26 protein-coding genes and 1 riboswitch are annotated in these 24,128 nt (G+C 39.4%); of the genes, 16 read left to right on the plus strand and 10 right to left on the minus strand.

Going from position 1 to position 24,128, the window contains the following annotated elements:
- Positions 1-20: 20 nt before the first annotated feature.
- From G3341_RS12140 to crcB, 3 genes are all read right to left on the minus strand, one after another.
- Positions 21-1,262, minus strand: a complete 1,242-nt coding sequence (locus G3341_RS12140) for a Zn-dependent hydrolase (RefSeq protein WP_231131754.1) — start codon at positions 1,260-1,262, stop codon at positions 21-23.
- Positions 1,263-2,486: a hypothetical protein gene (locus G3341_RS12145; protein WP_154623350.1), complete on the minus strand. Its 1,224-nt coding sequence runs from the start codon at positions 2,484-2,486 to the stop codon at positions 1,263-1,265. It lies immediately after the preceding gene.
- A 923-nt stretch (positions 2,487-3,409) separates the two neighbouring features.
- Complete coding sequence (gene crcB / locus G3341_RS12150; protein ID WP_163862087.1) at positions 3,410-3,790, minus strand: fluoride efflux transporter CrcB; 381 nt, start codon at positions 3,788-3,790, stop codon at positions 3,410-3,412.
- 113 nt (positions 3,791-3,903) lie between these two features.
- Positions 3,904-3,976, minus strand: a riboswitch (Fluoride riboswitch).
- Positions 3,977-4,238: 262 nt separating this feature from the next.
- On the opposite strand from crcB, the gene fetA reads away from it, so the two are divergent.
- Together fetA and fetB are read left to right on the plus strand one after the other, a co-directional pair.
- Positions 4,239-4,892: an iron efflux ABC transporter ATP-binding subunit FetA gene (gene fetA, locus G3341_RS12155; protein ID WP_163862089.1), complete on the plus strand. Its 654-nt coding sequence runs from the start codon at positions 4,239-4,241 to the stop codon at positions 4,890-4,892.
- Positions 4,893-4,901: 9 nt separating this feature from the next.
- Complete coding sequence (gene fetB, locus G3341_RS12160) at positions 4,902-5,678, plus strand: iron efflux ABC transporter permease subunit FetB (protein WP_154621971.1); 777 nt, start codon at positions 4,902-4,904, stop codon at positions 5,676-5,678.
- A gap of 155 nt (positions 5,679-5,833) precedes the next feature.
- Here fetB and G3341_RS12165 read toward each other — a convergent pair whose 3' ends face one another.
- Positions 5,834-6,223 (minus strand): hypothetical protein, encoded by a 390-nt coding sequence (locus G3341_RS12165; protein ID WP_154635772.1) that lies wholly within the window; start codon positions 6,221-6,223, stop codon positions 5,834-5,836.
- A 1,009-nt stretch (positions 6,224-7,232) separates the two neighbouring features.
- Here G3341_RS12165 and G3341_RS12170 point away from each other — a divergent pair.
- Complete coding sequence (locus G3341_RS12170) at positions 7,233-7,523, plus strand: hypothetical protein (RefSeq protein ID WP_154624729.1); 291 nt, start codon at positions 7,233-7,235, stop codon at positions 7,521-7,523.
- 145 nt (positions 7,524-7,668) lie between these two features.
- On the opposite strand, the gene G3341_RS12175 is transcribed toward G3341_RS12170, so the two are convergent.
- Positions 7,669-8,415 (minus strand): YnfC family lipoprotein, encoded by a 747-nt coding sequence (locus G3341_RS12175; protein WP_163862093.1) that lies wholly within the window; start codon positions 8,413-8,415, stop codon positions 7,669-7,671.
- The gene (locus G3341_RS12180) at positions 8,415-9,449 is read right to left on the minus strand and encodes a LacI family DNA-binding transcriptional regulator (protein WP_154624731.1); all 1,035 of its coding nucleotides are present in this window, start codon (positions 9,447-9,449) and stop codon (positions 8,415-8,417) included. Before G3341_RS12180 ends, G3341_RS12175 begins: the two co-directional genes overlap by 1 nt.
- Positions 9,450-9,684: 235 nt before the next feature.
- On the opposite strand from G3341_RS12180, the gene G3341_RS12185 reads away from it, so the two are divergent.
- The 3 genes from G3341_RS12185 to G3341_RS12195 are packed head-to-tail and all read left to right on the plus strand — an operon-like array spanning position 9,685 to position 11,702.
- The gene (locus G3341_RS12185; protein WP_154624732.1) at positions 9,685-10,128 is read left to right on the plus strand and encodes a PTS sugar transporter subunit IIA; all 444 of its coding nucleotides are present in this window, start codon (positions 9,685-9,687) and stop codon (positions 10,126-10,128) included.
- Positions 10,129-10,146: 18 nt separating this feature from the next.
- Positions 10,147-10,434: a PTS sugar transporter subunit IIB gene (locus tag G3341_RS12190; RefSeq protein WP_154624733.1), complete on the plus strand. Its 288-nt coding sequence runs from the start codon at positions 10,147-10,149 to the stop codon at positions 10,432-10,434.
- Positions 10,435-10,445: 11 nt separating this feature from the next.
- Positions 10,446-11,702, plus strand: coding sequence for a PTS ascorbate transporter subunit IIC (locus G3341_RS12195; RefSeq protein ID WP_163862096.1), 1,257 nt, complete (start codon positions 10,446-10,448; stop codon positions 11,700-11,702).
- A 72-nt stretch (positions 11,703-11,774) separates the two neighbouring features.
- Here the strand turns inward: G3341_RS12195 and G3341_RS12200 are convergent, their stop codons facing one another.
- The 4 genes from G3341_RS12200 to G3341_RS12215 all read right to left on the minus strand — a co-directional run bounded on the left by G3341_RS12200 (position 11,775) and on the right by G3341_RS12215 (position 15,523).
- Positions 11,775-12,587, minus strand: coding sequence for a hypothetical protein (locus G3341_RS12200; RefSeq protein WP_163862099.1), 813 nt, complete (start codon positions 12,585-12,587; stop codon positions 11,775-11,777).
- 715 nt (positions 12,588-13,302) lie between these two features.
- On the minus strand, positions 13,303-13,653 hold the full coding sequence (locus tag G3341_RS12205; RefSeq protein WP_154624736.1) for a phage holin family protein: 351 nt from the start codon (positions 13,651-13,653) through the stop codon (positions 13,303-13,305).
- A gap of 876 nt (positions 13,654-14,529) precedes the next feature.
- Entirely contained in the window at positions 14,530-15,324 is a 795-nt protein-coding gene (gene map, locus G3341_RS12210) for a type I methionyl aminopeptidase (protein ID WP_154621902.1), read from the minus strand.
- 1 nt (position 15,325) lies between these two features.
- Positions 15,326-15,523, minus strand: a complete 198-nt coding sequence (locus G3341_RS12215; protein WP_154621903.1) for a ParD-like family protein — start codon at positions 15,521-15,523, stop codon at positions 15,326-15,328.
- A gap of 330 nt (positions 15,524-15,853) precedes the next feature.
- On the opposite strand from G3341_RS12215, the gene G3341_RS12220 reads away from it, so the two are divergent.
- The 10 genes from G3341_RS12220 (at position 15,854) to G3341_RS12265 (ending at position 24,116) form a co-directional block, all read left to right on the plus strand.
- On the plus strand, positions 15,854-16,279 hold the full coding sequence (locus G3341_RS12220; RefSeq protein ID WP_154621904.1) for a universal stress protein: 426 nt from the start codon (positions 15,854-15,856) through the stop codon (positions 16,277-16,279).
- A 455-nt stretch (positions 16,280-16,734) separates the two neighbouring features.
- Positions 16,735-17,049, plus strand: coding sequence for a Rieske (2Fe-2S) protein (locus G3341_RS12225; RefSeq protein WP_154621905.1), 315 nt, complete (start codon positions 16,735-16,737; stop codon positions 17,047-17,049).
- A 2-nt stretch (positions 17,050-17,051) separates the two neighbouring features.
- Positions 17,052-17,360: a recombinase-like helix-turn-helix domain-containing protein gene (locus tag G3341_RS12230; protein WP_154621906.1), complete on the plus strand. Its 309-nt coding sequence runs from the start codon at positions 17,052-17,054 to the stop codon at positions 17,358-17,360.
- A 63-nt stretch (positions 17,361-17,423) separates the two neighbouring features.
- A complete protein-coding gene (locus tag G3341_RS12235) occupies positions 17,424-18,461 on the plus strand; it encodes an aromatic ring-hydroxylating oxygenase subunit alpha (RefSeq protein ID WP_154621907.1) in 1,038 nt (345 codons plus the stop codon).
- Complete coding sequence (locus G3341_RS12240) at positions 18,454-19,209, plus strand: SDR family oxidoreductase (RefSeq protein ID WP_154621908.1); 756 nt, start codon at positions 18,454-18,456, stop codon at positions 19,207-19,209. Before G3341_RS12235 ends, G3341_RS12240 begins: the two co-directional genes overlap by 8 nt.
- 32 nt (positions 19,210-19,241) lie before the next feature.
- Positions 19,242-20,018, plus strand: a complete 777-nt coding sequence (locus tag G3341_RS12245) for an IclR family transcriptional regulator (RefSeq protein ID WP_154621909.1) — start codon at positions 19,242-19,244, stop codon at positions 20,016-20,018.
- A 109-nt stretch (positions 20,019-20,127) separates the two neighbouring features.
- Positions 20,128-21,054 carry a VOC family protein gene (locus G3341_RS12250; protein ID WP_163862102.1) on the plus strand — a complete coding sequence of 309 codons (927 nt, stop codon included), beginning with the start codon at positions 20,128-20,130 and terminating at the stop codon, positions 21,052-21,054.
- A 4-nt stretch (positions 21,055-21,058) separates the two neighbouring features.
- On the plus strand, positions 21,059-22,273 hold the full coding sequence (locus tag G3341_RS12255; RefSeq protein ID WP_154621911.1) for an NAD(P)/FAD-dependent oxidoreductase: 1,215 nt from the start codon (positions 21,059-21,061) through the stop codon (positions 22,271-22,273).
- Positions 22,274-22,295: 22 nt separating this feature from the next.
- Positions 22,296-23,570: an MFS transporter gene (locus G3341_RS12260; RefSeq protein WP_154621912.1), complete on the plus strand. Its 1,275-nt coding sequence runs from the start codon at positions 22,296-22,298 to the stop codon at positions 23,568-23,570.
- A 30-nt stretch (positions 23,571-23,600) separates the two neighbouring features.
- A complete protein-coding gene (locus tag G3341_RS12265) occupies positions 23,601-24,116 on the plus strand; it encodes a cupin domain-containing protein (RefSeq protein WP_154621913.1) in 516 nt (171 codons plus the stop codon).
- The last annotated feature ends 12 nt before the right edge of the window (positions 24,117-24,128 follow it).

The raw sequence follows: 24,128 nt of genomic DNA on the forward strand, positions 1-24,128 counted from the left end.
CGATAAGACTGATTATGAGTTCAACATTCGGTTAATGACCGCACAGACTCAAACATAACGTCAACACCACGAGCGATTTGCTCATAATCCGTCCATTCATCTGGATGATGACTTAATCCATTACGACTCGGTACAAAAATTAGCCCAGTAGCTGTGATACCGGCAAAAATCATCGTGTCATGCCCTGCACCACTTACCATCGTTCGATAACGTAATCCCTGTTTTTGTGCATGATTTACCATCAATTGATGAATTTCAGGGGCTAATTTTGTGGGTGAAACATAAAGAGGCTGAATAACATCACTTTGAATATTCCTCTTAGTACTTTCCTGCTCAACCAGCGCGATGATTTGTGCAATGGCTTGACGTAACGCCGTTTCATTTCTCGAACGAATATCAACACTGAATGTGACTTCACTCGGGATCACATTTGCCCCATTAGGTAACACATTCAATCTTCCGACTGTTGCAACCGTACTTTCACCTACTGTTATCGCTATGTTCGCAATTTGGCTGATAATGTGACTCGCGCACACCAATGCATCAGCACGCATATGCATTGGTGTCGTTCCTGCATGCCCCGCTTTACCCGTTAATTTGACTTCAAGCTGAGCAATGCCAACAATGATATCAACAATGCCAACGTCTTCATTTGCTTGCTCTAAGACGGGGCCTTGCTCAATATGCAGTTCTAAGAAAGCTTTCACTGTCGACGGTACAAGTACGGCTTCTGCTGCTTTATCGGCATTAAATCCCGCATCAGCCATACGTTGTGCCGCAGAAATACCTTGTCTGTCAGTTAATTGGTGCAACTCTTTGCGACCAATCAGACCTGTTATCACACTCGAAGCCATCAAACCACGCCCAAAGCTGGTTCCTTCTTCTTCAACCAATGCAATGACTTCAAGGGGATAACGTGGTTGAAGTTGTTGCTCACGAATACGCGCCACAACATCCAACCCTGCCACAATCCCTGCTGGCCCATCGAAAGCGCCACCATTGGGTACAGAATCAAAATGTGAACCAATCATAACGGCAGGCAACCCACTTTCCGTGCCTTCTAATCGTCCATAGAGATTACCGATGGCATCCTCACGTACCTGTAAGCCAAGCAGATGCATTTGCTCTTTTAAATATGCTCTAGCTTGCTTATCTTGCTCACTATAGCTCATACGAGTCGTTCCTTGACCCGGTGTCGATGTAAATTCGGCCAACTGCTCTAAATGCCGTTGAATTCTGAATGTGCTTGTTTCCATCATCATTTACCCTGCAAGTGGTGTAATAAAACCAACCATAATTCCAGCAAGTACCACAGAGACCATGGTCACTGAAATAAATCCACCGACTAACATGGGTCCTAACATATGGCCGGTCAGAATTTGCCTTTCTTTCTCATCTTTCGTCAGCGCATTAATCGCTTCATTCGTAATGATATAATCGGCTGGAAAACCATAGAGTGCGGTTAACGATACGGCGAATGCCATTTCTTTAGAGACACCCAGTATCTTTCCGACTATCCAAGAAGCGAGATACATCCCAATTACTGCGGCAACAATTAAAACAATCATTGGATAAACCAGTCGTAATAACATATCTGGAGTCGCATGGTTTAAGGTATCGAAAATAAACAGCATCAACGCCATAATGGCAAAGCCAAACCCATTGGCTTTTTGTAAAGGTTGCCTTTCTAAAAAGCCGAGTGAAGAAGCAATAACCCCAAATAACAGACATAATACAAATGGGCTAATGCTCACAATAGGGGCAGCCCATGTTGAAACTAAATAGGCAAGATACCCAACCGCTGCTAAGCGTAAAAACTTAAAATAACTGGTATTGTAATGTGAAGGTATTTTCTTGAATAAACGCGGCATCTCTTCTTCAGAAACCACCGTTTTTACTGCAACATCTTTTGCCCCTTCAACAGATAATGACGCGTTCCATTGACCATTACGGTATTGTTCAAGAACTCTGCGCCCTTCTCTTTTTAACATGACCGCTGTTAATGGGTATCCGGCAAAACCTTGCATAACATAAATTAAAATAGCAAATACGGATAAATCAATCAGGCCAGCATCCGCTGCCCCTTTAGACATAATAAGTGAAGAAACAATTCCCCCCACTAAGGGTGGAATAGCAACCAAGATTGTATTGAGATCAAATAACACCATTCCCACAGCGAATATAAATATAATAATGCCTAAAATTCCAGATAAGGAAATTAAAATGGTTTTCCACTGCCGTAAAAGTTCCTTTAGCGATAACAGTGTTCCCATATTGGTTATTAACAGATACATCAACATCACTGCAACCACTTGCGGTATTCCAGCAATACTTACAATATCCTTTGGAAAGAATGTCCAATAACCGAATAGGAATAAAACGGCACACACGAATACAGAAGGGATCCAAGCTTTGGTTCTCACCGCAATTGCATCGCCGATATACAATATCAAAACTATGATAAACAGAGCTAACATCTGTGACATAACTTTTCCCCGTCAATATCTTTTTCTAATTCAATTTTTTTAAGGCTATACGTTTTATTATTTTTTATAACGCGCGATATAACTTCATAATTAGTTTGATATATAGCCAAATATGAGATTATTTCGCTATCGATAATGGAAAATAGCAACAAAAATCATAATATCATCGAAAATCAATATGTATAGATAACGCTCTGGAAGACTAGGCAAATTGCCAAATAGAAAACTCATTATTAAAATAGTGATAAATAACAAAAAATCTATTGCAACATCAGGAATACGCTGATAATAGCGTGATTTTTTAGCGATATATTTCACAAAATACAGAGTTAATAATAAATAATTTCTTGGTTTATTTTTTGTTCAACGAGATTATATTCTGTTGTCGACCGCCATAATTCCAAAAAATACACTTATGATTTAGGAAAAAAGGTTGTTTTTCTCATAATAGAATCACATTACTCCAAACAATCTACTTTATTAGCATTTTGTTAAAATTAGTGTATAAAAAGTGTTTTTTTGCTAAAAGCCATTCTGAAATAATGCGTTCTTCATTTTAAAGATACGATGTGAGGATAATTGATCATATTTTTAACTAGACAAAATTTCACTCATTGAGAAACGTAAATACAATATAAAGAGATTCAATATCGTCTCCTTTAAAATAACTGATCGTAATTAGGGATTAATAAGGAATATTCATTTATAAAAATTATCTTAATATTTATAAATACCCACCTTACCCGTTGTCATTAACAAATAAGCGCCTAGTTTTTGCAACCAGAGTAAGGCGGTGATATCAATACTTTTCTTCTAAGCAGCCCTTGTGAGCTTACTCCTATTTTTCGCCTATTATGCATCCAGCCGAAAATATTCAATTTATCGTTAATCATCATCCACAATGGAAGAGCCGTTTTCAGGCATTACTGTTGCAATAGCCAATGATGACAAAGCATGCCTAAGAAGGTAAAAAATAACGCTCCTACAACATGAATTGCGATAGTACTCAGCGCAATCATCAATTTTCCTTCTTGAATCCGCATCAAAACTTCCCATGAAAACGTTGAGAACGTCGTAAAGGCACCACAAAAACCAGTCACAATAAACAATTTATAAGCTGGATTTAAATTTGAGCTAGCAAAATAAGCAATAGCAAAACCAATAACAAAGCCCCCGACTAAATTCACAAACACTGTGCCCATTGGAATGTTTGGATAAAGATGATTAAGCCTTAAACTGACAAACCACCTTAGCCAACCGCCCAAGACGGAACCTAACGCAATAGAAAAAAGTGATGCATACATAGACAATCCCTTATAGCTGTAAACAGGGGATAAATGAGAAGGAAACGTTGAAAGCATTTATGCCCCAAAATATTCAGGGCGCATAATCGCTACGCCCCCTATCAATTGAAAAGGTTAACGTAGGCATCATTAGCCCTTTTTCTTTGGGCGGTTTTTGATAGGAGGAATGCCATCTCCTATCAATAGGATATCCATAATGAATATTAAGGTAAAGCGCCGAGTCTTGCAGTCATATTAACTCAACAATAAAACGTAAATTTTATTAATATCTTTTTCCGATTGGCATTCTATTTCGTCTTAATATGTAAATTTTAACGTAAATGGCGCATAATATTTTGCATTGCAAAGCATATAACGGCTTATATCGTTTCATGTCACTATTGAGATCGATAATCAATGATAAAATTTCCACATGAAGTCAGATTAATTTTCATAGGATAAATCTAAAATGGATAAAAAACGCACACTATTGACCGCGGAGAATATTGGATACGTCATTGATAATAAAGTCATACTAGACAAAGTAGATTTTCGTTTATATGAAGGTGAATTCAAATTAATAACAGGGCCTTCTGGTTGCGGAAAAAGCACACTACTAAAAATAATCGCTTCGTTACTCTCGCCAACTTCTGGACGTCTGCTTTTTAATGGTCATGATTATACGACTCTCTCACCGGAAGAATATCGCCAACAAGTTTCTTACTGTACACAAACTCCCTCTTTATTTGGTTCTACTGTTTACGACAACCTATTTTTTCCTTATCAAATACGTAAGCAAACTTTTAATAAAAACAAAGTGCTTCAAGATCTAAGCTATTTTTCTTTACCCGAATCTATCTTAGAAAAAAGCATCAATGAGCTATCTGGAGGAGAAAAACAACGTATCTCATTGATTCGTAACCTTCAATTTTTACCTAAAGTTTTATTATTAGATGAAATAACCAGCGCTTTGGATGAGGCGAATAAAGTGAAAGTTAATGAATTAATCCATCAATTAGCAACACAACAAAATATTGCCATCTTATGGGTTACACATGACCAAGATGAAATTTCACATGCAGATAACATGATTACCCTTCCCGCTCATCATACCGAAAAATAGGAATAAGCCATGCACCAACCTAATATTACCAATGAATCCTTGGCTTTCTCTATCATGCTTGTTCTGGTTGCCATTTTTATTAGTCACAAAGAAAAACTCACTCTAGAAAAAGACATCATTTGGAGTACATGCCGTGCGATCGTCCAGCTATTAATTGTTGGTTATATTCTAAAGTATATTTTTCATGTTGATCATGAAATTCTCACTATCGCTATGGTTATGTTTATCTGCTTTAATGCCGCCTGGAATGCGAGAAAGAGAAGTAAATATATAGAAAAAGTTTTCGTAACCGCTTTTATCGCCATTACCTCCAGCACACTTTTAACCTTATTGATCTTGATTATCACCAAAGCCATTGTCTTTACACCTATGCAGGTGATTCCAATTACAGGCATGATTGCCGGCAATGCGATGATTGCTGTCGGTTTATGTTTTAATAATTTAGGGCAGCGTTTTAGTAATCAACAACAGCAGATACAAGAGATGCTAAGCCTAGGTGCAACCCCAAAAACGGCCTCTATTTCTATCATTCGTGATAGTATCCGAGCATCACTCATCCCAACAATTGACTCAGCAAAAACAGTCGGTATCGTCAGTTTACCCGGAATGATGTCTGGATTAATTTTTGCTGGTGTTGATCCATTGGAAGCAGTTAAATATCAGATCATGGTAACATTTATGTTATTAGCTACGGCCAGTTTATCGACCATTTTAACGGGATATATGACCTACCTTAAATTTTATAATAATCGTCATCAGCTACTTATAAACACGCTAAATAAGTAATCACAGAGGAAACACTGGGTAACAGCGCAATTATCCAGTGTTTTCTTATAAAGCGAATTTTCGCAATTTCCGATTTGGCTATTAGACCATAAAAATAAGTTATTTGAGTGGTTATATACTATTCTCTATTACAGCTAAATTCACTAAGCATTAATTTAGCTGCAATATCGCTTCCATAACGATTCCATCACTGACAACGGTAACAGATCATAATCCCCTTCAACTAATGGAATTGACAATACTGTTCTGCCGTCTTGATTTTTGTAAACCTTTACCGTGAACCGTTTATATCCTTCTATTTTTGCATTTTTTACCCTTAATACTTCCCCACAAACATAACCGACTTCCCCTTTGTCAGTTGTTGCACGAATAAAATTATATTTTATATTTCTAAATGCCGCTGACTCAGGATAAGACAAATAATCCACTACGCTATATTTAACCGATTTGATCAAATCCGGTTGAGGCTTATAATTAAAAATAACCCCTAATAGAAATGCACCACCGACAATCAGCACGATCGTGAGCAATTTGACTATATTCATACTTTACGCTCTTAAAAAGCCAACACATTGATAATTAAACAAAAGTATATTTAACAAGCGTGTTAATTAAAGCATCTCTAAATAGTATAAGGTAGAGTACAGCTTTAGGTAACGATACGTCTCACATTAATAACTTAAATTTTTCTTACTATTATCTATTAAAAATAATTATGATAAGGCGAGAGACAGTGATGAAAATATAACAGTTAAAAATAACTCAGTTTAATAAAATTAAATTATTTTAACTCGTCTCACACAATCAAAGAGTAATCCTATCAGTAATAACGATTGAAAATAAGAGTTATTGCCCCACCAAACTGTTACAGTTTGTTTCTTTTAGCGAAAAAGAATATTTTCAGCATAATCACCATAAAACATTTAACTTAAGAACAAATAATATGGCATTTTAAAACATGAATAAATAAAAATATTTCCTTCAATAAGCAAATATTTGTATCTAAATATTTACACTCCCGCAAAAGGAGTAAATGAAGGATAAAAAATAGAAATCATAACGATAATTCATAATACAATCTAAATTTGTTATCTGTCGTTCGGCTATATCACCAGTACCGGCGGTCTTTAATTTATACAGATGAATCAATAAACCACTTTTTTCTAATTTGTGCTATTTTACCTTTCTCGTCGACTAGACTAATCGCGCTTCACTCATCTGGGAAAATATGACTCTAATCTCACATCACCATAGCGCGTCAAAACACGACATAGTGAGAAACTCAGTACATCAATAGAATAAGAGGTTAGCATTCAACACGCTTTTAAGGTGCAATTTGCGCCAGATACCCCTTAAAAATATACTTAAAAGCCCAATAGAAATAGTGAATACACCATGCCTTATTGATTGCGGACACAAAATAGCAGGCGTACCAATACAGAATATTCCTATAAATCTATCTTGAATGAGAAAACTAAAATTTTACGACCAATTTTGACAATGGATTTCATTTTAGTCAGGTAGCATTTATACGTCTCTGTGATAGGGTGTATTATGACAAATACTCAATTGCTCTTACTTGCAATCAACAATATAAATGCAAATATCGATCTTTCAGATACACAAGCATCATATGTATATCAGTTTTACCATACACAAATTGCTCATAAGAATCTAAGTATTGATGATTTTTTAAAACAATTTATCGAACAAGTGGAACCCACTTTGGCGAGCAATAGCAATTTATGCCATAAATCTGAGCAGATCTATCAACTCATTCTGAGTTATTTGCAACAAGCGGAAGCGCGTTTTATTTATAATAAAACGTTGATTAATAAAAAATAAGAAATCAAACGCCTCTTTAACTTGCCCTAAAGAGGCGTTCACCGGAGATATAGCGCATTTCATTCAAAGGACAGCAACTCAGAAATCATCAATCCTTACGACCATATCGATAACTGTCACACTCACTTATCACTTAACCGGTGAGTTATTTACCTTCCCCTTGAACCTCATAGAATTGTGTTTCAATCACTAAAGACTGCTTTTGAGTTTGCATTTTTCCATCAACATCATAGGTCGTTAAAACTTGGCAAGTTGTTGGTGCTCCCGACGGATTATATTGACATTTTCTGTCAACGCTATACCCCAAATCACCAAGCATTTTCTGTTCTATCCGAATATCCGCATAACGCTCACTATCGGCTATTGGCGTGTAGATCGTCTGCATATACAATTGATTGTTATCATAGTAATTCATTTCCTGAAGCTCACCTAAATGACTATAAACTAATGTATCAATGGTATCGCTACTGCTATTGGTAATACTCTTGATATAACCCCGTTCATTGTATTCAAAATACGCAGTACCATAATGATCTTTTTGAGAGATAAAACGACATTGGTCGTCTAAATTAATAATAATCTCCCCTTGAGCGCTACGACCTTTTAATTGGTTATCTTCTCTTGCTAATTGTATATGCTGGTTAGCGGCAGAAGAAATGGACTCAAAACTCTCAATACAACTGTTTTCGTCCAATTTTAAGTTAATCTCATGAGCGACTATATTATTTTCAGTATAAAACGTCGCATTTATTTCTTTTACAGGCCCCTTTATTAATACCCCACTGTACAATGCGTATATATTTTGTATTGCTGGCAGATATCCCTTTTCTGCTGATGCCGTCGACATTAATAAACTCGCTAATGTGAAAGCGAAAGTTATAAACTTCATCATTATGCACTTTGCCTTGCTTCAAATTTATAAGGAAAGATGATCTCTTCGTGTTGATTCGAGTAATCACTATCAGGATCTGCTAACCATTTTTGTAGTTTCTTCGCCGTCTCTTTTGCCATTTTGCTATAATCAATACGCACAGAGGTTAATGACGGATGAATATAATCACAATTAGATGATCCTTCAACACAAGCAACCGCTAACATAGATGGTACTTTTACGAGTCTTCTTTGACATTCAAATAGCACACCTAACGCAATCATTTCATGGCTACATATGACAGCATCAAGCTCAGGCTGCCGTGTTAGCATTTCGCTAATCGCTTGGCGCCCAAAATCCATCGTCGCAACATAGGGCGTCGTAATACTTTGTTCAGCGCTATGATAGTGACTGAGCATGGCTTTTGTCCAACCACTCAATTGCTGACTTTGTACTTTGCTATCCATCTGGGCGCCTATATAACCAATTCTTTGATACCCTTTTTGCAGCATATAGTGGGTTAAAAAAAACACGGCTTCACCAATATTACTTCTGATGTTTAATGACAGCGGATAATTCGATTCACCTGCAACACCGATGACGGGAATATCAATATTTTTAAGGTAATTAAAAACGCTCTCGGAATTAATTGCCCCAAAAATCACTACAGCAGCAGGATTACTTTGTAATAACGTAAATAGAACCTCTGCTTCTTTTTTTTGCTGATAATCATGACTACCAATGACAACCTGATAACTATTTTTATTCAGCACGTCTTGTAATGGTTGCAGGAATGCCGAACTCGCGTAGTCCCTTAATGACGGTACTAACACTGCAATGGTTCTGCTTTGGCCTGATGCTAATATTCCAGCCGCAGAGTTTGGTATGTATCCCAACTCGGCAACGGCTTCATTAATTTTTTCTCGCAGTTTATCTGATACCAAATCAGGAGTACGCAACGCTCTCGATACAGTCATTGATCCCACACCTGCATATTTGGCCACATCCTGAAGCGTTACCCGTCCTGTATTTTTTCTTTTGCGTATTTTTTCCATAAAAGGTTTTTTTGCTCTATTTCATTCTCTATCTGGCTATAAGTTACCACAGGTTAGTTTTGTTAATGAGCGGACTTTTATGCTCTTTGCTTTTTATTCGCTTTATTTTTGCGAAATGATAGCGCTATCACGAAAATGAATAATTCAACTAGATAGCGCTACCATTGATCACTACTATGCTCTTAGTTAGAAGAAAAGCTAAAAAAAGAGTTTTACATTACCAGGAGCAAATTTAATGCTAACGACATTACTGACCCCCAATGTTATTCAGGTTGTCGAAAACGCCACTGATTGGCGAGAGGCGATTAATATCGCTTGCGAACCCTTGATTAAAAACAATTCCATTCAACCTTCTTATATTGATGCCATCATTCATTCACATGAAAAAATTGGTCCTTATTATGTCCTAGGTCCAGGCATTGCAATGCCTCATGCTCGCCCGGAAGACGGTGTTAACCAATTATCACTGGGTTTAACCGTTATCAAGAATGGTGTGGAGTTTGGATCTGAAGGCAACGACCCAATCAAGCTGTTAATTGTTCTTGCTGCAACTGACAGTGATAGCCATATTGGCGCCATCGCTAAACTTGCAGAACTTTTTGATAATCAAGAAGATATTGACAGCATTATGCAATCAGAAAACATCGATGACATTCTCAATATCATCGCTCGTTACTAATTATTAAAAGGAAATCACATGAAAATCACAGTCGTATGCGGAAATGGTTTAGGTACTAGCCTAATGATGGAAATGAGCATCAAAACAATTTTGAAAGACTTGCAAGTCAATGCAGATGTTGATCATGTTGATCTTGGTTCAGCAAAAGGGACTGCAAGTGATATTTATGTCGGAACTAAAGATATCGCGGAGCAATTAGTCGCACAACACGTTAATGGTGAAATTGTTGCGCTAGAAAATATGATCGACAAAGTTGCAATGAAAGAACATTTGAGTGTCGCTCTGCGTAATCTCGGCGCGCTATAAACGGAGGCGGTATGTCATTTTTTCGTTTTCTGATGGAAGATGTGCTATCAGAACCCGCTATATTAGTGGGTCTGATCGCACTTATCGGTCTGATTGCTCAAAAAAAACCGGTGACCGAATGCATTAAAGGCACCATCAAAACCATCATGGGTTTTGTCATTTTAGGTGCAGGTGCTGGTTTAGTCGTTAGTTCACTCGGTGATTTTTCAGCGATTTTCCAACATGCCTTTGGCATTAACGGTGTCGTTCCAAACAATGAAGCGATCGTCTCTATCGCTCAGAAGAGCTTTGGCCGTGAAATGGCGATGATTATGTTCTTTGCCATGTTAATCAACATACTCATTGCACGCCTGACACCATGGAAATTTATTTTCCTCACCGGCCATCACACATTATTCATGTCAATGATGGTTGCCGTTATTCTAGCAACTGCTGGAATGCAAGGAACAATGTTAGTCGTCGTTGGTTCACTGATTGTCGGCTTTTGTATGGTGTTTTTCCCAGCCATCGCGCACCCATACATGAAAAAAGTCACGGGTTCTGATGATGTCGCCATTGGTCACTTTTCCACTATTTCATATGTCCTCGCCGGTTTTATTGGCAGTAAATTTGGTAATAAAGAACATTCAACTGAAGATATGAATGTGCCAAAGAGCTTGCTTTTCTTACGTGATACCCCAGTGGCTATTTCATTCACTATGTTCATTATTTTCATTATTACCTGCCTATTCGCGGGTGGTGATTATGTACGTGAAGTGAGTGGCGGTAAAAATTGGTTCATGTTCTCATTAATGCAATCTATTACATTTGCTGCGGGTGTTTATATTATCCTGCAAGGTGTTCGTATGGTGATTGCTGAGATCGTACCTGCTTTTAAAGGTATTTCGGATAAATTAGTACCAAATGCAAAACCAGCTCTAGACTGCCCTGTCGTCTTCCCTTATGCGCCAAATGCTGTATTAGTCGGTTTCTTAAGTAGTTTTGCTGCCGGCATAATCGGTATGTTTATTCTCTATGCGCTCAATATGACCGTCATTATTCCAGGCGTTGTGCCACACTTCTTCGTTGGTGCAGCAGCTGGCGTATTCGGTAATGCAACAGGCGGACGTCGAGGTGCCATTTTAGGTGCCTTTGCGCAAGGTTTATTGATTACCTTCTTACCTGTATTCCTATTCCCTGTTCTTGGTGATATCGGTATCGCAAATACAACATTTAGTGATGCTGACTTTGGAGCTATCGGTATTCTGTTAGGTATTATTGTACGCTAGAAATAAAATCCCCATAGCCACCTTGGCTACGGGGATTTTTCACTTCATTAAGCAATCAATTTCCAAATGCTATTAGCCCAACTTACCAACTAACGCCCCTTCTTTAAATAAGAACTCCTGCAAAGAAATCAAATCATCCGGAGTCACATGAATAACCCCTTCTCCCGGAATATCAATCTCTGCAATCATAAATAACGCTAATGTTGTTAAGGAAGGCAATATTAAAATTAACCAGTTCTTTCCTTTCGTGCCTCGGATGTTGTATCCGATCAAGATATTAGAACAAATCGCAAAGAAAATGAGTAAAAACCAAGCTGCGTTTGGTATTTGATGACGCCAACTTGCCATGGTTTTTTGCTGTGAAAGATAGAGGTCACTAAACGCAGTGAGTACAGAAGCAATGACTGGGTTGGGAGATTGGTTCGCTTCCTTAACGGCGATATCCCAGAGTGCGGCTTGCTTTTCTAAAGATACCCTTCGCCATTGATTATTTTCATCACTGATACCCGATTTAAAAAATTCAATTCTTGCTTCTAAATACTGCTGTAATAGATGGATTGCATCATTTTTATCGCTATTGTTGAGTATTTGTATCCGTTGATAAGCATTGCCAATCGCAATCGCTTCATTTTCCTCAGTTTGTTGACGGCTATTATAGCCATTGATTGAAATTGACAACACAAAACCAATCAATAACCCCAGTAAGGATAAAATTGCACCCAATATTATTTTCGCTTCGTCATCCGCAATGTCTTCATGTGCATTCCTACGCTTAAATATAAATTTACCGATGTAAGCTGAAATCACTAACAAAATAAACGTAATAACAAATAAGAGAATAGAGTCAATAGGTGTGTCATTAATTAATTCAGAAAGGCTAAACATAGAGAAGTTCCAGATAAGAAATTTCTCGATGATATAACATATCCAGAATAACACTTTCTAGCTTTTTAACGACCAAAAACAAGTTCAGATTTTAACGCTAAAATGCCATCTAAAAATGATTATTTGCTTGCCATTACTCATGTTCACACCTAAAAAAACAGCTAGTTAACCTACTGTTTTTTAATTGGTTTTTGATGTTCAAATTCAAGCTTTGGCATACACTCCTCGAGCTTCCCCAATTAAATCCCAGTGTGTCATCGTGAATTAACCCAAGTCCCTTTTAATACAAAATTTCATCAACCTAGTTTTAGTGTTTGCATATAGTCAGAATATCTACCGCCACGTGTATGCAATGAGGTAACATCGTTCCCTTGGCAAAGTCGATTAGCTCCGCGGATCAAATGCCCTACGCTTTTCTCTACAATAAGATAATTTTGACCGGATCTCTGACGCGTTGTTCACACACATGACCGCACGTCTGGAAAACGCATAAATTGAATTATAAATCTTAACAAGAATAACCCAATGAAAGGAATGAATTAATGGATTAATGGATTAATGGATATAAGTTATCTCTGTTGATGAGACGGGCCAATTAAGTTTTATATTAGCGATTACTCTTTTTATGGATAACAATATACTTCGATAAGCCTCATTAGGGCTTATCGTACTACTCAGTTTTCATTCTTCATTACTCGGAAACTAAAATGACACGTTACTCTTTATCTCCATAGCGTTTTTTTATTGAAATTAAAAAAGAATCAATAATCCAACTTAATTTTTTTGTCCCAAGAAAACCTATCATCGCTCCACAAAACTCCGCAAGGGATGACCAAGCCTCAGAATAATTCATATATACAAGTAACCATTGTAGAGTACGAATAGCACTAACGGTAATAGCACCACATATGACTGCTTCGGCTAATGATTGCCATGCGCTGTTACCATCTCGCCATTCTCTAATAAATGCAATTAGCGTTGCCAACATAACACCACTTAATAAAGGAAAATTGAGTTGAATCCAGCGAAAAACCTGCTCCCAAAAATCAATATTTTTCTCATGCATAATGAAACCTCCTAAATGGAGTGAAAATTATTATCAATAAATGAAGCCCCCTTATCATTGATATCAAGTCGTAATTAATCTCAATTACCCTTGATATTTTTTATCGCTACTGACACAGAAAAATCTCCCAAATGACATTATTGCAAAAACCTCCTTTTAACTTTGAGAAATAAAACTAAAAGCATTAATTGAAAACATATTTAACTTTATATTATTTTTATATATAGCAGCTGATAGATTTGTATCCTCACACACACAAAAGCCAAATTAAAGGCGTTAATTTTTTAGTCATTAATAATAATTACGCTTACCAAGAAAATGTAAAAAACGCTATTATTTATATACCATGCAGCTCTCTAATAATTAAAGGTATTTCCTTGTAATTATGACTTTCAATTATCATTTTTAATGTGAATCGAGTACTCAAAAACGCCGATAACTCGCTATATTGGTAAAACCTAATAAATTTATTTATTGAAACAGAATGGCCAGCGCGAATTTATTCACTGAGTCATCGCCAAAACATAGCTATTATTGTATAAAATCAAATTGTTATAAAATTATACATCTGATTAACTCAATAACATGATATCGGATTTAAATGCGCAACTTAGCATTGTAAAAGTGACTAAAAACATCAGTGTTATCACGACAACGACAAAATGGTATATGACCAAGCCAATGGCGAGTCAATCGATTCATACAGTCAAAAGTCTGTTAGACGTGATGTTATTCTACTGTCAATGCAGCATATTAACTTGAGTGAAATCAGTAAAATCAAACTGAGCTTTTAACAGCAACGCATTCCCTTAGTAAATAAAGGAATAAATAGACAAAAAGCCGCATAAGCGGCTTTTTACACTCATTTTCGCTCTATTAGAGGTGATGTTTAGCGACATAAGCTTTTTCTTCATCGCGCAGGGTTAGCACTTCATAACCTGTTGCTGTCACTAAAATCGTATGCTCAGATTGTGCTGACAACTTCTTGTCTCGAGTCACCACAGTCCAACCATCTTTTTTAGTTTTAATTTTCATGCCACCTTGGTTAATCATTGGTTCGATTGTAAATGTCATCCCTTCTTTCAACACCGCTCCTTGACCCCGTACGCCATAGTGGAGGACCTGAGGATCTTCGTGCATTTCGCGGCCTATACCATGACCACAGTATTCACGCACAACACTGTACCCGTTGGCTTGTGCATGGTGTTGAATTGCGGCACCAATATCTCCCAGAGTTGCACCAGGTTTGACCTGCTTGATCCCTTCCCACATCGCTTCATAAGTATCTTTAACTAGTTTACGCGCAAGTGGAGAAGCCTCTGGCATGACATACATTTTGCTTGAGTCAGCAATAAAACCATTTTTTTCTAATGTAATATCTACGTTGATAATATCTTTGGCTTTTAAATATTCATCAACTTTCGGTACGCCATGGCAAACGACCTCATTCAACGAGGTATTTAACACATATTGGTAATCATACTGCCCCTTACTGGCCGGCCTAGCTTGTAGATCGTTTACAATATAGTCTTCAACCTTATTATTGATTTCCATGGTGGTAATACCTGGCACGATAAACGTATCCAGCATGGCAAATACTTTAGCTAGCAAGCGGCCTGACTCACGCATCAATTCAATTTCTTCCGCTGTTTTGATTGTGATATTACTCATGCTACTTCCCTTTATGATTAACAGATTCTTTTTCTAACATTTCACTAATCAGTGTCGTGAAGGTTTTGTCTGGATTTAATTCTGCTTGAATACCTATTTTTATCCAAAATTCCGCCTGAGAATTAATAGAACGTGACATAACATGGCTAGCTCGACGCAAATAGTCATGTAATTCATCTGAAATTTTGACAATTCCCAAAATAGCCCCTCAAAGCATATAAAACGTTATGGTTTATATATAAACCATATAATATCTACCATGATAAAGATAGATGTTAAATAACTATCTAGAAATAAATCGCACGAATGAACCTGTTTAAAACAGCCAATTTTAATTTTCTGACTTGAATCCTCCGTCAAAGTATCAAACGTTATCATGTTGTACTCTAATTGTTAGTTAGCGCTATATTTATACTTGTATTAAGAGAGAGTTTTTTACCGTGCAAAAGCTAGGGTAAATGTTGTTTCCAGCGATTGTTTTAATCAGATAAGTTTTGAGCATACTATTCATGATTGTTCGGAGAACAATATGTACAAAAAAATCTTAGTCCCCATTGATATCACAGAAAAAAATTTAGCGAACCTTGTCCTTCCTCACATTCAATACCTTTCTGAGGAAGAAAATGCTCACGTTCATTTTTTAGCCGTCATTCCAACCATTCCTTTTTATACTTCTATGGGATTTGGTTTTGCTGAAAAAGCGGATAGTGAACAAGATAAAGTGACCAATCAATTGATTGATATAATTAAAGATTTCAAATTATCAAAAGAAAAATATACGGCTCAAGTTGTCATGGGCACACCTAGAGATGAAATTTTACGTATTGCAGATCAGATACAAGCAGATTTGATTGTTATCGGCTCAAAACGGCCTGGTATGTCCACCTACTTCTTAGGTTCTACCGCCTCAATGATTATCCAAAACTCTAACATTTCTGTTTTAACTATACGTTAATATTTGCACCCACTTTATCGGTGGGTGTTAATACCTATCAGTTAACGAATAATACAATACATGGTGTTATCAACCCGTCTTTGCTGACAAGTTTCACCTCCCTACCCATGGATATACGCCAAAATAATATTCAGAATCGTTCTACCACCTCATCGTTTAAACTTCTCTTAACCATCTCTTTTTACAGTCATTATTCCTTGCTGTAGGCACGCTAGCCTAAACTGAATACTCGACAATTCAATGTATAAGCGACCCTTATGCTGTATTTCCCGATACGGTTTCTTATATGAAACCAGAAATAACGATAAGCTCGACACAACGCACATTTTAAAACAAATATTTTACATATCCGCAACATTAGATTGACTGTTTATCGCTCAGCCCATTAGTCTGGTTTTAAATAATAAACAATGTTTTATATATGAAACAAACTGTCTTGCTGTGGAGGAAGTAATATGAGTTGGGTCGCCGTATGTAATGTCTCACAAGTACAAGAAGAATTTCCTTATTCCGCCAGAGTCAATGATGCAGAGATTGGTATTTTCTTAGTGGAAAACCAGTACTACGCCATGGAGGACGTTTGCCCCCATGCTTACGCTTTACTGAGCCAAGGTTTTGTTGAAGATGGCAAAGTTGAATGCCCACTGCATGAAGCGGTATTTGATATCAAAACAGGAAAATGTCTGCGCGAGCCTGGGGGACGTGACTTAAAAACTTATCAAACTCGCGTTAATAACAACCAAATCGAAATTAGCTTCATTGAGGAGTAGAAATGGAACCGATACAGAATTTCAACCCTTATTTACCTGCTAATCATCAGATTATACCTGCACGTGAAGGCGGTAAAGGGCAAATCCAGTCGCCTGGTACAGCACCCAATATTATTTGGCAAACTCGTTCACGGCTCCCCGATGAATACGAAGTCGCACTCATTGCCGCATTAGAGACCCTATTTGATTCCGGTATTGAGACTCTCGAACAAATCATCAGTGCACTCAATCAAAAGCACGTGTTTGATAGGCAAGGCCAACCATGGAATGAGGCAAGTTTCCGCGAATTTCTCCAAGTAAATGGGTATTAATTCACTGCCGCTAGCGCAGAAATAATAATAAAGAATGATACCGCTGATAACAGGAAGCAAATTATGACAACTAATACACAACCTCAGAACTATCAAGATTATTTAGACATTGGCCTTAGAGGCCAGTGGTACCCTGTTTTATCCAGCTGGGAAGTCACCAGTAATCCGATCGGAATTACTCGCTTAGAAGAGCAAATTGTTTTATGGCGAGACCAACAAGGTCAAATTCACGCATTGGAAGACCGTTGCCCACATCGCGGCGCTCGTTTATCGATGGGATGGAACCTTGGTGAACGTATCGCTTGCTGGTATCACGGTGTTGAGGTGGGAGGTGATGGCGTTGTTAAAGATGTGCCGGCTGTTAATCAATGCCCATTAGAAGGCCAAAAATGCCTAAAAACTTATCCAGTTCAAGAGTGTCATGGCGCGATTTTTCTTTATTTCGCCATCGCCGATGAAACACCACCGCAGCTCGCATTCCCTGAAGAGCTTGCTGATAGTGAAAACCATAGCCACTTTTTATGTACTGCAACTTGGCATTGTAATTATCAATATGCACTGGAAAACGTCATGGATCCAATGCATGGCACTTATTTACACTCCTCTTCACATTCCATGGCTGACGGTGACAAACAGTCTGAAATGATCTTAGAACCGACCCAAAATGGTTTTATCTTTCGCAAAAATGACCAAATGGGTGTCAATTTTGACTGGGTAGAGTTCGCGAGCACCGGCGCTAATTGGCTTCGACTCTCTATCCCTTACCAAAAGCGTTTCGGGCCCGGTGGCCATTTTTGGATTATCGGTATGGTCGTGCCTGAAGATAGAGACAATACCCGAGTCTTCTTCTGGCGTATCCGTAAAGTTAAAGATTGGCAACGAGATCTTTGGCGTTTTATGTACCGCAACCGCCTAGAGGGCTTGCACTGGGATGTTTTAGAACAAGACAGAGTTATTCTTGAAAATATGGCGCCTAATGCACGTCAGCGTGAATTCCTCTACCAACATGATGTCGGGTTATCGCGTCTTCGTCGAATTATGCAACGTGAAGCCAAAAAACAATTTGACCAAATCTACAAAGAGGAAACGTCAAATGCATGATTTGTTGGCAGGCAAACGTATTGTGATCACCGGCGCAGCGAGAGGGCTAGGGTTTGATTTTGCCAAAGCGATTGCTCAACAAGGAGCGCAAGTGGTGCTTTGCGATATCCTCAGTGATCGCTTGCAACAAAGCGTTGCTCAGCTACGTCAAGAAGGTTTGGCTGCCGATGGATTGACTCTGGATATTGCCGATCCCAAAGCGATAGAGGATGTATTCCAGACTATTGGTCAGCAAGGCAAGATAGACGGCTTGATTAATAACGCAGCCCTCGCAACAGGCGTAGGGGGTAAGACATTAGAAGAGTACGACCTAGAGTTATGGGATCGTGTTATGACGGTCAATGTGAAAGGAACTTGGCTCGTGACCAAAGCCGCGCTGCCTTTTTTGCGCCAGAGTAACAATGCCAAGATCGTGAATATCGCCTCCGATACGGCATTATGGGGTGCCCCTAAACTCATGGCTTATGTTGCGAGCAAAGGAGCCATTATCAGCATGACACGTTCTATGGCAAGAGAGCTGGGTGAACAACGAATTTGTGTCAATGCTATCGCCCCTGGGTTAACCAAAGTTGAAGCCACCGAATATGTTCCTGTGGAGCGCCACCAGCTATACGAAAATGGGCGAGCTCTTCAAGGTGAACAAAAACCTGAAGACGTCACTGGTACGGTTTTATATTTGCTGTCACCGCTGGCCAATTTCGTCACTGGGCAACTCATCCCTGTGAATGGTGGTTTTGTATTTAACTAAAGGCGCCGCTTTAATGCGGGGAGGTTAAGGATTTGAGTTCAACATGCAAGTATTTGATCCCGGGTCTGGAAAAAGGATTGCAGCTTTTGTTACTCCTCGCACAACAGCACCGCGAGCTAACCTTCGCTGAGATTTTACGCCTAGTTGATATGCCAAAGGCCACTGCTTATCGCGCGATACAGACGTTAGTACATTTAGATTTTATTGAGCAACACCCACGCACTGGGGCTTTTTCACTTGGTCGCAAAGTACTTAGCTTAGGGTTGGGCTATATCGCGTCACTGGATCTTACACAATTAGGCCAACCCATTATTGAACAATTGCGTGACCGTAGCCAATGTAACAGCCATTTAGTCATACGTGATGGGCGTGACATTATTTACATTGCTCGGGTCAGTGGCGCAGAGTCAAAAATTAACCATGTCAGCGTGGGAACACGTTTATTAGCTCATCGAACATCGCTTGGACGTATGTTACTCAGTGGATTGAGCCGAGAGGAATTTGATGCTCTCTACCCCGATGATGAATTACCGGATGATGCAGGCAGTAAACAAGCGTTTTGGGCAATGATCCAAGCGGATAGATTACGTGGCTACGTGATTGGAGAATCATTTTATCGCCGAGGCATCTCCTCGATTGTTTATCCTGTTTTCAATCGTGATAACGGTGTGGAAGCTGTGATCAGTATTATGGTTCCTATGGATACCATCCCTGTACAGGAACGACAACGGCTACAGAATGAAGTGAGCAGCGCCGCGCAAAAACTTACTGAGTTTATAGGTGGTATGACATCCGCTAAAGCGATATAGCGTTACCCATAAAAAAATCAAACATTAGGTTTATTGCCATAAGCCTCGGGTTTCTGCTTGCCCAAAATCAAGGTGGGCAATAACAAATGCATACATAGAGGGTCAAATTATGTCAGTCATTGGTATTGAAAAATTAGAATTTGGTGTGGATAACATTGCCGATTGTCAGCAATTTTTACAGGATTTCGGTCTGCAAGCATCACCCAATACCCCTTCTTATTTTACAACACTGTCCGGTGCTAGCGTGACATTATCAGCCATTGATGATCCCCGCTTACCCACCCCATTTGAATCCGGTTCGACCTTACGCCGAATCACTTGGGGCGTGAATACTCGTGCAGAACTTGAACACATTATTCAACAAATCGAAAACAGCCCCAATTTCCAATTGACGCCTGATGGCGCACAATGCCTTGATCCTAATGGAATGACTGTCGCTTTTTGTATCACGCAACAACAACAAGTCTCCGTTGATATTTCGCCCATCAACCAATGGGGGGATATTCGTCGTATTGATGCACCAAGCCCTGTTTACGACAAAGCCACCCCTATTAATATTGGTCATGTCGTCTTTTTTGTTGATGACCTAGCAGCAACAGAAGCGTTTTATTGCGATAAGCTCGGTTTTCAAGTCTCTGATCGCTATATCGATCGTGCCGTTTTTTTACGCACGCAAGTTAATGGCTGCCATCACAATTTATTTTTACTCAAACTCCCTCATCGTGGGCGTGGCTTGAATCACGTAGCCTTCACCGTTCGCGATATCCACGAGATTATTGGCGGCGGTCTCGCAATGAATCGGCAACAATGGAGCACCTTTATCGGTCCCGGTCGTCACCCTATTTCGTCAGCCTATTTCTGGTATGTCAATAGCCCAACTGGCGGGGCTTTTGAGTACTACACCAATGACGATTATTTAACCGAAAAATGGCAACCACGTGAACTTGAACACTCCCTCGTTTCCTTTACCGAATGGGCTGTGGAAGGCGGTATCGATCATGAAACTCGTCGACAAGTGAAAAAAGGTCAGGGGTGAAGCGATGAAACCATTAATTGAAGGCGGTATCGTGATTATCGGTGGTGGACAAGCCGGAGGCTGGGCAGCCAAAACATTACGGGACCAAGGTTATCAAGGGCGTTTATCCGTCATTAGTGATGAACCACATGATTTCTATGAACGACCACCGTTATCAAAAGCAGCCCTTGTTCAAGAAAACACCACATTATCACGTCTATTCAGTGAAGAAGAAACCAAGGCGTTAAATTTAACGTGGTATCGCCCTATTCGGGCCACTGGCATTGATAGCGAGAAAAAACAGGTTCAACTCAGTGATGGACGCGGCTTAACATTTGATAAGCTATTGATTGCTACAGGCGGGCGGCCTCGCTACCTTTCCTCTGCTTGGCAGTCCCACCCACGAGTATTTGCCCTTCGCTCTTGGGATGACGGGCAAAAATTACGCCGCGCGCTATTATCAGCCAAAAAAATTGCCATTATTGGTGGTGGATGGATAGGTTTAGAAGTCGCTGCCTCCGCACGCCTAATGGGGATCGATGTCACTATTTTTGAACGCCAAGAGCGTTTATGTCAGCGAAGTGTGCCCAGCAGCGTATCAAACGCATTAGCCCTACGCCACCAACAAGCTGGCGTGAATGTTATTACCGATTGCGGTGAAATTTTACTTGATGAAAATACAGACGAACTCTGTATTCGCTGTGCAAAGCGACCTAACCAATCATTTGACCTTGCCGTCATGGGAATTGGTGTTGAATTAAATCTTGAATTAGCGGCTCAGGCAGGCCTTGAATTAACCCATGGCATCGTTGTCAACGGACAGGGGCAAACCTCACACCCTGATATTTATGCCGCTGGCGATGTCGCTTGTCACCCCACGTTATCCCTTTGTTTGCAATCTTGGGCTTATGCACAGAACCAAGCCATTAGCACCGCAAAGGCCATGCTTAACCACCATAGTGAAGGGTTTAATGAGCTCGCGTGGCTATGGTCAGACCAATACCAAGATAATATCCAGATTTTAGGAGTCCCTACTTCACAGGCAACCCAACATATTCAACGAATAACGCCAACGTCCGAAGTGCATTTTTCACTGAATAATGACAATGAATTAGTTCAAATGGTCGCATTTAACGATGCTCGCACCATTAAATTAGGCAAAAGGTGGATGCAAAACAGCCGTCAATTATCCCCTTTAGAGCTAGCTGATCCTCAATTTTCACTCATGTCACTGAAGTAAATGTACAGACAGGAGACATACTATGGCAAATCAATCAATATCTGTGCCCTCAGTGACACAAACCGGTGAAACAGCTACCCAACACACAGAAAAAGTGAATTGGCTCATCCCAATCGCTCTATTTTCCTGTGTATTGCTAGCTTTTTTCGACAAAATCAGCATCGCCGCTTTATTTTCTGATGAACAATTCCAAAAAGCATTAGGGATTGATTTTGATCCAACTCGTCTTGGATTGTTGATGAGTGCTTTTCTGTTTTCTTATGGTATTTCATCCATGCTACTCAGTGGTATTGGCGATAAATTTCATCCAACAAAAATGCTACTGTTTATGATTAGCAGTTGGTGTATTTTGATGATTTTTATGGGCTTTACCCATCACTACACAACGATGGTTGTCTTACGTGTCTTACTGGGCATTGCTGAAGGCCCCTTACTGGCGATTTCTTATGCCATTGTTCGTCGCACCTTTCCACAAAAAATGCAAGCAAGAGCGACAATGCTTTGGTTATTAGGTACACCGATTGGTGCCGCACTCGGTTTTCCTATTTCTATCTATTTACTGCACAGTTTTGGCTGGCAAAGCACCTTTTTTGTTATGGCGGCTTTCACGGTGCCTGTGTGGTGGCTTGTCGTTATTGGTATTCGCCACCCTAATTTAGTCAATCAACACGCTAAAAAAGTTGATGGAAAAGTATCCATTACCGAACTTGCTGAAGCCAAAACACAACGCAACATCCTCTTACGCAATAGCCATTTTTGGATTATCTGCTTATTTAATATTGCGTTCCTTGTTTATCTATGGGGAATGAATGGTTGGTTACCCAGTTATTTAATCAAGGGTAAATCCATCAATTTAGAGCATGCAGGGATCCTTTCTTCTCTCCCCTTTATCGCCATGTTGTTTGGTGAGGCGATAGGCGCATGGCTTTCAGATCGTTATGACCGTCGCGCTCTGGTTTGCTTTATCTCATTGCTAGGCGCCGTCGCTGGATTGGCAGGCGTGTTATTCCTAAGTACGACCTACAGCATCATTTTAATGATGGCTTTTAGCATGTTCATGTGGGGGGCGGGAGCACCCAATATTTTTGCACTACTCGCCAAAGCCACACAGAAACAAGTCAGCGCACTCGCTGGTGGCATATTTAATGGACTCGGCAATCTTGCTGGCGCGGCAGCACCGTTATTGATGGGGGTATTAATCACACTGACCCACGATATGGATAGCGGCCTACTATTTATCGTCATTATCGGTTTAATCGGTAGCGTCTTGTTGCTACCTATCATCAAAAAATACTGATTTTACTACTCAATATCCGGAGATATCACTATGTCACAACAAGCCCAAATAAAACCACAAGACACCTCGATGGCAGATTGGGTTGAATCACGCATCGCCCGCTTCGAAGGTCGTAAATATGATTGGAACGCGTTGAAATTTCAAGCTGATTTTGATCCCAAATATCGCCGTGCACAAATGCGCTACATCGGTACAGGCGCGACAGGTGTTGCTAACGATGTAAATACCGTTCCTGCTGAAAATTTTACCTTTTCAACAATGGTTCTTCCCTCAAAATGTGAGGGCCCTCTTCACTTACACCCTGATGTTGAAGAGGTTTTCTTCATGCTAAAAGGAACAATTACCCTATTCATTAAGGATGGTGATGAAGAATATGAAACGATACTTAAAGAGCGCGACCTGATTTCAGTTCCAGCAGGTATTTATCGCGGCCTATTCAACCATGGTGAAGAAGAAGCATTAATGTGCGTCATGATTGGTACACCAAAACCTGCGATTCCAACCTATCCAGACGATCATCCATTATCAAAAGTGAAACGTGGTTAACAGGAGAATTGA

The sequence above is a fragment of the Providencia vermicola genome (assembly GCF_010748935.1).
GTDB classification, from domain to species: Bacteria; Pseudomonadota; Gammaproteobacteria; order Enterobacterales; family Enterobacteriaceae; genus Providencia; species Providencia zhejiangensis.

What these genes read in the sequence shown, in the direction of transcription:
- G3341_RS12235 (WP_154621907.1), top strand. Translation starts at nt 17,424, where the DNA reads ATGACAACTAATACACAACCTCAGAACTATCAAGATTATTTAGACATT.
- G3341_RS12175 (WP_163862093.1), bottom strand. Translation starts at nt 8,415, where the DNA reads ATGATGAAGTTTATAACTTTCGCTTTCACATTAGCGAGTTTATTAATG.
- G3341_RS12140 (WP_231131754.1), bottom strand. Translation starts at nt 1,262, where the DNA reads ATGATGATGGAAACAAGCACATTCAGAATTCAACGGCATTTAGAGCAG.
- crcB (WP_163862087.1), bottom strand. Translation starts at nt 3,790, where the DNA reads ATGTATGCATCACTTTTTTCTATTGCGTTAGGTTCCGTCTTGGGCGGT.
- G3341_RS12165 (WP_154635772.1), bottom strand. Translation starts at nt 6,223, where the DNA reads ATGAATATAGTCAAATTGCTCACGATCGTGCTGATTGTCGGTGGTGCA.
- G3341_RS12145 (WP_154623350.1), bottom strand. Translation starts at nt 2,486, where the DNA reads ATGTCACAGATGTTAGCTCTGTTTATCATAGTTTTGATATTGTATATC.
- G3341_RS12260 (WP_154621912.1), top strand. Translation starts at nt 22,296, where the DNA reads ATGGCAAATCAATCAATATCTGTGCCCTCAGTGACACAAACCGGTGAA.
- G3341_RS12230 (WP_154621906.1), top strand. Translation starts at nt 17,052, where the DNA reads ATGGAACCGATACAGAATTTCAACCCTTATTTACCTGCTAATCATCAG.
- fetB (WP_154621971.1), top strand. Translation starts at nt 4,902, where the DNA reads ATGCACCAACCTAATATTACCAATGAATCCTTGGCTTTCTCTATCATG.
- G3341_RS12225 (WP_154621905.1), top strand. Translation starts at nt 16,735, where the DNA reads ATGAGTTGGGTCGCCGTATGTAATGTCTCACAAGTACAAGAAGAATTT.
- G3341_RS12250 (WP_163862102.1), top strand. Translation starts at nt 20,128, where the DNA reads ATGTCAGTCATTGGTATTGAAAAATTAGAATTTGGTGTGGATAACATT.
- map (WP_154621902.1), bottom strand. Translation starts at nt 15,324, where the DNA reads ATGAGTAATATCACAATCAAAACAGCGGAAGAAATTGAATTGATGCGT.
- G3341_RS12255 (WP_154621911.1), top strand. Translation starts at nt 21,059, where the DNA reads ATGAAACCATTAATTGAAGGCGGTATCGTGATTATCGGTGGTGGACAA.
- G3341_RS12240 (WP_154621908.1), top strand. Translation starts at nt 18,454, where the DNA reads ATGCATGATTTGTTGGCAGGCAAACGTATTGTGATCACCGGCGCAGCG.
- G3341_RS12170 (WP_154624729.1), top strand. Translation starts at nt 7,233, where the DNA reads ATGACAAATACTCAATTGCTCTTACTTGCAATCAACAATATAAATGCA.
- G3341_RS12200 (WP_163862099.1), bottom strand. Translation starts at nt 12,587, where the DNA reads ATGTTTAGCCTTTCTGAATTAATTAATGACACACCTATTGACTCTATT.
- G3341_RS12195 (WP_163862096.1), top strand. Translation starts at nt 10,446, where the DNA reads ATGTCATTTTTTCGTTTTCTGATGGAAGATGTGCTATCAGAACCCGCT.
- fetA (WP_163862089.1), top strand. Translation starts at nt 4,239, where the DNA reads ATGGATAAAAAACGCACACTATTGACCGCGGAGAATATTGGATACGTC.
- G3341_RS12220 (WP_154621904.1), top strand. Translation starts at nt 15,854, where the DNA reads ATGTACAAAAAAATCTTAGTCCCCATTGATATCACAGAAAAAAATTTA.
- G3341_RS12205 (WP_154624736.1), bottom strand. Translation starts at nt 13,653, where the DNA reads ATGCATGAGAAAAATATTGATTTTTGGGAGCAGGTTTTTCGCTGGATT.
- G3341_RS12180 (WP_154624731.1), bottom strand. Translation starts at nt 9,449, where the DNA reads ATGGAAAAAATACGCAAAAGAAAAAATACAGGACGGGTAACGCTTCAG.
- G3341_RS12265 (WP_154621913.1), top strand. Translation starts at nt 23,601, where the DNA reads ATGTCACAACAAGCCCAAATAAAACCACAAGACACCTCGATGGCAGAT.
- G3341_RS12185 (WP_154624732.1), top strand. Translation starts at nt 9,685, where the DNA reads ATGCTAACGACATTACTGACCCCCAATGTTATTCAGGTTGTCGAAAAC.
- G3341_RS12190 (WP_154624733.1), top strand. Translation starts at nt 10,147, where the DNA reads ATGAAAATCACAGTCGTATGCGGAAATGGTTTAGGTACTAGCCTAATG.